We start from the raw sequence: 7,112 nt of genomic DNA, 5'->3' as shown, positions 1-7,112 counted from the left end.
GCAGGGGGGACCCTGTGGGAGAGTAGGACGCCGCCGAACAATTTTTAGCCTCAACCCCCGGACTCTGTCCGGGGGTTGAGGCATTTTTGCGTTCTAAGCTGGGCGCCATGCGCTACGACTTGGTGATTTTCGACAACGACGGTGTGCTCGTGGACAGCGAGCCGATCTCCAACACGCTGTTGGCCGGCTATCTGACGGAGCTCGGGCACCCCACCTCGTACGAGGAATCGGTGCGCGACTACATGGGGTCCGCCATGCACCGGATCCATGAGGTCGTCGAAGAGCGGAGTGGGCAGCGGTTGCCGGTGGATTTCGACGAGACCTTCCATGCGCGGGTCTTCGCCGCTTTCCAGGCCGAGTTGGAGGCCGTGGCCGGGGCCGAGGAGGTGCTCAAGCGGCTTGCCGGGGCCGGGGTTCCGTACTGTGTGGCCTCCTCGGGGAGCCATGAGCGGATCCGGGTGGGGCACCAGAAGACTGGGCTCGACGCCTGGTTCCGGGACGAGATCGTGTTCAGCGCCGAGGACGTCGGGCGGGGCAAGCCGGCGCCCGATCTCTTCCTGCACGCCGCTTCGCGGATGGGGGTGGCGCCGGAGCGGTGTGTGGTGGTCGAGGACAGCCGACTCGGGGTGCAGGCGGCGCTGGCGGCCGGGATGGACGCGTACGGGTTCACCGCCATGACGCCCGAGGAGAAGCTGGCGGGCGCCGTCGGGTTCTTCAGCGGGATGGACGAGCTGCCCGCGATATTGGGGTTGTGATCCATCTACCCCGCGGTAGGTCACGGCCCTACGCTGTGCCGCCATGACGGATGCGCGGTTGCGGCGTGGGCGGGGATCCCTGGCGGTCAGTTTCTTTGTACAAGGCGTCACCTTCGCCCTGCTCGTGACCCGAATACCGGCGATCCAGGAGCAGTACGGGATCTCGGACGGGCTGCTGCCGGCGTTTCTGGCCGCCGTGCCGATCCTGGCCGGAGTGGCGAGCGTGGCGACGGAGAAGGTCGTCGCCAGGGTGGGGCCCGCGGTGGTGCTGCGGTGGGCCCAGCCGTTCGTCCTGCTTTCGCTGCTCGGCGTGGGGGTGGGCGGCGAGCTGTGGCAGGCGGCTGTCGCCCTGGGGCTCTTCGGGCTCGCGGTCGGCGCCCTGGACGCGTCCATGAACATGCTGGGGGTCAGCCTCCAGCGGGCGTACGGGCGGAGCATCATGCTCGGCTTCCACGCCTCGTACAGCCTCGGTGGGATCGCCGGTGCCTCGCTGGCCTGGGTGGGGGCCCACTGGGATCTGTCGCTGTTCGTGTCGTATCTGCCGGTGGTGGCGGTGCTGCTGCCCGTCGCGCTCGTCGGGAGCCGGTGGTACGTGGCCGGTGGGGACCGGTCGGCGGGGGAGCCGGGGGAGAGCAAGGGGAGCGGGGTGCCGTTCAAGCTGCTGCTGCCGCTCTGTCTCGTCATGACCTTCGCCTACATAGGGGACTCGACCGTCTCCAACTGGAGTGCCAAGTACCTCCAGGACGTGCTGGGCGGTTCGGAGGAGCTGGCGACCGTGCCGTACAACGCGTATATGGTGACGACGCTTCTCGGGCGGGCCGTCGGGGACTTCGGTGTGCGGCGGATGGGGGCCGCGGCGGTCGTGCGGGCCGGGGCCGTGCTGGCCGCGGCGGGGTTCGCGGTGGTGGCCGTGTCGCCGGGGGCCTGGGTGGGGATCGCCGGGTTCACGGTGCTGGGGCTGGGGCTGAGCGTGATCGTGCCGCAGACCTTCGCGGCAGCGGGTCGGCTCGCCTTCGAAGGGAGCGGTCCCGGAGCGAGCGACGCGGCCGTGGCGCGGCTCAACGTCTTCAACTACGTGGGGTTCCTCGTCGGGTCGCCGTTGGTGGGGGCGCTCGGGGACGCGTGGAGCTATCGCGGGGCGATGCTGGTGCCGATGGCGCTGGTCCTGGTGACGGTGGTGTATGCCACGTCGTTCGGCTCGCGAGCGGCCCGATACGGTGGCGGGCATGAGCGGCCGCGCACTGTTGATGTGGGATGAAGCTGTCACGGCGTACGACTTCGGGCCCGAGCATCCGATGGATCCCGTCCGGCTCGCGCTGACGATGTCGCTGGTGCGGGCGTACGGGCTCGACCGGGCGGTGGCCGTCGTGGCGGCGAAGCCGGCGGGGGACTCGACGCTGCGGCTCGTCCACCGTGAGGACTACGTGGCGGCGGTCCGGGCCGCGTCGGTGGATCCGCTCCACGCTGACCAGGCGTACGGGCTCGGCACGGTCGACGATCCGGCGTTCGCCGGGATGCACGAGGCGTCGGCGCTGATCGCCGGGCAGTCGGTGGGCGCGGCGGAGGCGGTCTGGCGCGGGGAGGCGGCGCACGCCGTGAACTTCGCGGGCGGTCTGCATCACGCGATGCCGGGGTCCGCCTCGGGTTTCTGCGTCTACAACGACGCCTCGCTGGCGATCGCCCGGCTCCTCGAGCTGGGCGCGGAGCGGGTCGCGTACGTGGACGTGGACGTGCACCACGGGGACGGGGTGCAGGCGGCGTTCTGGGAGGATCCCCGGGTGCTGACGGTCTCGCTGCACGAGCATCCGCGGACGCTGTTCCCGCAGACGGGGTGGCCGGAGGAGACGGGCGCGGCCGGCGCCGGTGAGGGCGGGGCCGTGAACGTGGCGCTGCCGGCGGGGACGGGGGACGTGGGGTGGCTGCGGGCCTTCCACGCGGTCGTACCGGAGCTGCTCGCGGACTTCCGGCCGCAGGTGCTCGTCACCCAGCACGGGGCGGACACGCACTTCGAGGACCCGCTCGCGCATCTGGCGGTGTCGCTCGACGCGCAGCGGGCCGTACAGGAGGCGTGTCACGAGCTGGCGCACGAGCATGCCGAGGGGCGGTGGCTGGCGCTCGGCGGCGGTGGATACGCGGTGGTCGACGTCGTACCGCGGTCGTGGACCCATCTGGTGGGGATCGCGGCGCACGCCCCGGTGGACCCGGAGTCGGTGATTCCTTCGTCGTGGCGGGACGAGGCGTACGCACGGACGCGGCAGCCGGGGCCGCAGCGGATGACGGACGGGCGGTGGCCGGTGGGCTTCCGGGACTGGTCCGAGGGGTACGACCCGGCGGACCGCCTGGACCAGGCGGTGCTCGCGACCCGGAAGGCGGCTTTCCCGTTGCGGGGGCTGCTCGCGTAGACGCGCCCGGTCGCCCGTAGAACGTTCGGGTGGGTGTTACGCCGACTGTGGGGTGTCCGGGGGGTTCGGGCTCTGTGGTCCGGGTGTTCCGGCAGCATCGGGGGGGTGTTGAGTACCGGGGCGCTGCGGGCGCATCTGTTGGCGGCGGGGTTGGCGGGAACGGTGGCGACGTCGCGGGAGGACAGCCTGCGGAGCTACCGGCTCTTCGCCGCGCGCGATCCGCGGGTGCTGCTGGGGCTCGACCCCGCGTGGGGGTGGGGCGAGGCCGATCTGCTGCGGCTGATGGCCGACAAGTGCGGGGTCTCGGGGGATCCGGCGCACCGGACGGGGCCCGACGTCATCGATCCCGAGCGCACGGTGCGGGGGCTCGACGCCTTCGCGGCGCGGTTGGGGGCGGCGGCGGCTCGGCGGGTTCCGGTGCTCATCGGGACGGGGCATCCGCACCGGCTGCTCGGTTTCTACGCCGCTCTGGCAGACGCCTTGTCGACGGCGGGATGTCTTGTTCTCACCCCGGCGCAGGGGCGATGTGTCGACATAACGACCCGGTTCGGTCTACGCACGTACGTCCTCGACTACGTCCGGGGGGTCGCACTGGTGCGGGAGCCGGGGCCGTCGGGGGGTGGGCGCGAGCCGGGGGCGCACTCCCACTCGCCGCTGCCGGTCAGGGCCGCTCTGGAGGGCGCCGCGGAGTGCGGCGGGCCGCTGCCCGAGCTCGTGGTCGGGGATCACGGATGGGTCTGCGGGGCAGGTCAGCTGGGTATCGAGGCCATCGGTCTCGCCGATACGGATGATCCGGCGCTGTTCGTCGGCGAGGCGGAGGGACAGGTGTCGGTCGCCGTTCCGCTTGATGACGGCGTGCGCTCCGACTACTACCGTCCACTGACGCGCTATGTACTCAATCGAGCGTGTCTGTCACGGTAAACGGGCGATGGCAGCTCCTCTTCCCCACTCGTACCACCCGCCCCTAGGCTGGAGCGTGAGCGCTCGGCGACGAAGAGTCACCGGAGGGGAAGCCGGTGGGCGTCGCGGCGGAAGGTACAGGTGGGTCATGGCTGCTGGCGAACGACCTCTCAACGAGGTCAAGTTTCTGACCGTGGCGGAAGTCGCCGCGGTGATGCGCGTGTCCAAGATGACCGTGTACCGCTTGGTGCACAGTGGTCATCTGCCGGCGATCCGGGTGGGCAGGTCCTTCCGGGTGCCGGAACAGGCGGTTCACGAGTACCTGCGGGAGTCCTTCGTGGGGGTGGGGACCGCGTAGCGCGAGCGCGGCGACAACGCCGGGAAAGCTCCGTATGTCCCTCGGATTACAAGCGCGGTGCTCGGGACGGTAGGCTAGGCCGACGTAGGTCGTGTGGGCCCAGACGCCCCGCACCGATCCCCGCCGGGAGGCGGGGATGTTCCGAGAAGTGAGCGAGGGTAGTCGTGGGCTCTGTTATCAAGAAGCGGCGTAAGCGGATGGCCAAGAAGAAGCACCGCAAGCTGCTGAAGCGCACGCGCGTTCAGCGTCGCAACAAGAAGTAAGGCGACAGCTGCTTCGCAGCGTTCTGTGCGTCAGGCGTGGCCCTTCACCGTTCGCGGTGGAGGGCCGCGTTTTATTTGCGCGGAAATCTCGAGGCGCTACGGTGGCGACCAACGGAAGACGGACGGAAGGCGCTGATCTTGGGCAAGGTCGTGCTCGTCACCGGTGCCGCCCGGCATCTCGGGGGCCGCTTCGTGCGGCGGATCCAGCGGGATCCGGAGGTGGAGCGGGTGATCGCGGTGGACGCGGTCGACCCGGCTCACCAGCTCGGCGCCGCCGAGTTCGTACGGGCGGACATCCGGCGGCCGGAGATCGCCAAGGTCCTCGCCGAGCACGACGTCGACACGGTGGTCCATCTGGACGTCACCGGGACGGCGCTCGGGGGCGGCGGCCGTACGTCGGTCAAAGAGACCAACGTCATCGGCACCATGCAGCTGCTCGGCGCCTGTCAGAAGTCGCCGCGGGTCAGCCGGCTCGTGATCAAGTCCAGTACCAGCGTGTACGGCTCCGCGCCCCGCGACCCGGCCGTCTTCACCGAGACGACGGCCGCGAAGTCGCTGCCGAGCGGGGGCTTCGCGAAGGACGCGGTCGAGGTCGAGGGGTACGTGCGGGGCTTCGCCCGGCGCCGTCCCGACGTGGCGGTGTGCGTGCTGCGGTTCGCGAACATCCTCGGGCCACGGATCGACTCCCCGCTCGCCGAGTACCTGGCACTGCCGGTCCTGCCGACCGTCCTCGGCTACGACCCGCGGCTGCAGTTCGTCCACGAGGACGACGTGATCGACGTGCTGCGCCTGGCGGCCCACGAGCCGCGCAGAGCCACTCTCAACAGCGGCACCTTCAACGTCGCGGGCGACGGGGTCCTGCTGCTCTCCCAGTGCGCGCGGAGGCTCGGGCGGCCCACGGTGCCGGTGCTGCTGCCCGCGATCACCTGGGTGGGGACGGCGCTGCGTACCGTCGGGATCACCGACTTCGCGCCGGAGCAGATCCGGCTGCTCACCCATGGCAGGGTCGTCTCGACGGTCCAGACGCGTGAGGTCCTCGGGTTCTCGCCGCGCCACACCACGGCGGAGACCTTCGCGGACTTCGCGCGCGGCCTCGGGCCCGGGCTGCTGCCGCCCGAGGTGCTCGCCGGCGCGGTGGACCGGCTCGTGAGCCGCCTCGCTCCGTCCGCCGTGCCCGCTGGTGCCGCTGACCCTGTTTCACCTGCTCGCCCTGTTTCATCTGTTCCCCCCGTTCACGACGGCGCCTGAGGAGACCGGACAGCGATGGCGGACGCCAAGGTCATTCCGTTCGACGACGACCGGTCGCGGGCCCGGCGACGGCCCGGCCGCGCCGATGGCGAGGCGTCGGCGGCCGTACGGGCCCTGCCAGGGCCGCAGCAGGGCTCTCAGGTGCCCGGGGAGGGCCCCCATGACGGTCGGCCGGGCGGTGGGGCCGTACGTGACGGTCTTCCGGGTGAGGGGGGCGAGGAGGTCGCCCGGGCGGCCGGCTGGGAGCGGCGGCTCGCGGGCGGGCTCGCGTTCCTGCGGCGGCGCATCACCGGCGACTACGAGGTCGACGAGTTCGGCTACGACGAGGAGCTCACCGACCAGGTCCTGATGTCGCTGCTGCGCCCGCTGTACGAGAAGTACTTCCGGGTGGAGGTGAAGGGCGTCGAGAACATCCCGGCCGAGGGCGGGGCGCTCATCGTGGCCAACCACTCGGGGACGTTGCCGCTGGACGGGCTGATGATGCAGGTCGCCGTCCACGACCACCACCCGGCCGGGCGGCACCTGAGGCTGCTCGCCGCCGACCTGGTCTTCGTGCTGCCGGTCGTCAACGAGTTGGCCCGCAAGGCGGGACACACCCTCGCCTGCGCGGAGGACGCAGAGCGGCTGCTGCGCGCCGGCGAGATCGTGGGTGTGATGCCGGAGGGCTTCAAGGGGATCGGGAAGCCCTTCGGGGAGCGGTACAAGCTTCAGCGGTTCGGGCGGGGCGGCTTCGTCTCGACGGCGCTGCGGGCCGGGGTGCCGATCGTGCCCTGCTCGATCGTCGGGGCGGAGGAGATATACCCCATGATCGGGAACGCCAAGACGCTGGCGCGGGTGCTCGGCATCCCGTACTTCCCGCTCACCCCGACCTTTCCATGGCTGGGGCCGCTCGGGGCGCTGCCGCTGCCGACGAAGTGGACGATCCAGTTCGGCGAGCCGATCCCGACGGACTCGTATGCGCCGGAGGCGGCGGAGGATCCGATGCTGATGTTCAACCTGACGGATCAGGTGCGGGAGCAGATCCAGCACACGCTCTACAAGCTGCTTGTGCAGCGGAGATCGGTCTTCTTCTGACCCGGGTGGTGCTTCGTAGCCCGGCGTGTCCCGTGCCGCCGGGCGTGTCCCGTGCAGCCCGCGTGACCGGCGTAGCCCGTCCGGGGGCTTCGGGGCAGGAAGAAGGGGCGCC

General features: G+C 71.0%; 8 protein-coding genes. All 8 read left to right on the top strand.

What is annotated here, in order from left to right; genetic code table 11:
- Positions 1 to 107 precede the first annotated feature (107 nt).
- Positions 108 to 755, top strand: a complete 648-nt coding sequence (locus ACFVYX_RS32310) for an HAD family hydrolase (protein ID WP_389685040.1) — start codon at positions 108 to 110, stop codon at positions 753 to 755.
- A gap of 43 nt (positions 756 to 798) precedes the next feature.
- Entirely contained in the window at positions 799 to 2,013 is a 1,215-nt protein-coding gene (locus ACFVYX_RS32305; RefSeq protein WP_389685039.1) for an MFS transporter, read from the top strand.
- Positions 1,982 to 3,157, top strand: a complete 1,176-nt coding sequence (locus ACFVYX_RS32300; RefSeq protein ID WP_389685038.1) for an acetoin utilization protein AcuC — start codon at positions 1,982 to 1,984, stop codon at positions 3,155 to 3,157. The genes ACFVYX_RS32305 and ACFVYX_RS32300 overlap by 32 nt, the downstream gene beginning before the upstream one ends.
- Positions 3,158 to 3,262: 105 nt before the next feature.
- The gene (locus ACFVYX_RS32295) at positions 3,263 to 4,078 is read left to right on the top strand and encodes a phosphatase (RefSeq protein WP_389685037.1); all 816 of its coding nucleotides are present in this window, start codon (positions 3,263 to 3,265) and stop codon (positions 4,076 to 4,078) included.
- Between the two features lie 127 nt (positions 4,079 to 4,205).
- Positions 4,206 to 4,415: a helix-turn-helix domain-containing protein gene (locus ACFVYX_RS32290; RefSeq protein ID WP_367824616.1), complete on the top strand. Its 210-nt coding sequence runs from the start codon at positions 4,206 to 4,208 to the stop codon at positions 4,413 to 4,415.
- A 164-nt stretch (positions 4,416 to 4,579) separates the two neighbouring features.
- Positions 4,580 to 4,678: a 30S ribosomal protein bS22 gene (locus ACFVYX_RS32285; RefSeq protein WP_003948845.1), complete on the top strand. Its 99-nt coding sequence runs from the start codon at positions 4,580 to 4,582 to the stop codon at positions 4,676 to 4,678.
- 138 nt (positions 4,679 to 4,816) lie between these two features.
- Entirely contained in the window at positions 4,817 to 5,926 is a 1,110-nt protein-coding gene (locus ACFVYX_RS32280; RefSeq protein WP_389685036.1) for an NAD-dependent epimerase/dehydratase family protein, read from the top strand.
- A gap of 15 nt (positions 5,927 to 5,941) precedes the next feature.
- A complete protein-coding gene (locus ACFVYX_RS32275; protein ID WP_389685035.1) occupies positions 5,942 to 7,000 on the top strand; it encodes a lysophospholipid acyltransferase family protein in 1,059 nt (352 codons plus the stop codon).
- The last annotated feature ends 112 nt before the right edge of the window (positions 7,001 to 7,112 follow it).

Origin of the sequence: Streptomyces sp. NPDC058326 (assembly GCF_042879855.1) — a bacterium.
Classification (GTDB): Bacteria; Actinomycetota; Actinomycetes; order Streptomycetales; family Streptomycetaceae; genus Streptomyces.
This window is presented reverse-complemented; position numbering and strand designations above follow the sequence as displayed.

Coding starts and splice junctions, on each gene's coding strand:
- ACFVYX_RS32290 (WP_367824616.1), top strand. CDS start 4,206: ATGGCTGCTGGCGAACGACCTCTCAACGAGGTCAAGTTTCTGACCGTG.
- ACFVYX_RS32310 (WP_389685040.1), top strand. CDS start 108: ATGCGCTACGACTTGGTGATTTTCGACAACGACGGTGTGCTCGTGGAC.
- ACFVYX_RS32275 (WP_389685035.1), top strand. CDS start 5,942: ATGGCGGACGCCAAGGTCATTCCGTTCGACGACGACCGGTCGCGGGCC.
- ACFVYX_RS32300 (WP_389685038.1), top strand. CDS start 1,982: ATGAGCGGCCGCGCACTGTTGATGTGGGATGAAGCTGTCACGGCGTAC.
- ACFVYX_RS32305 (WP_389685039.1), top strand. CDS start 799: ATGACGGATGCGCGGTTGCGGCGTGGGCGGGGATCCCTGGCGGTCAGT.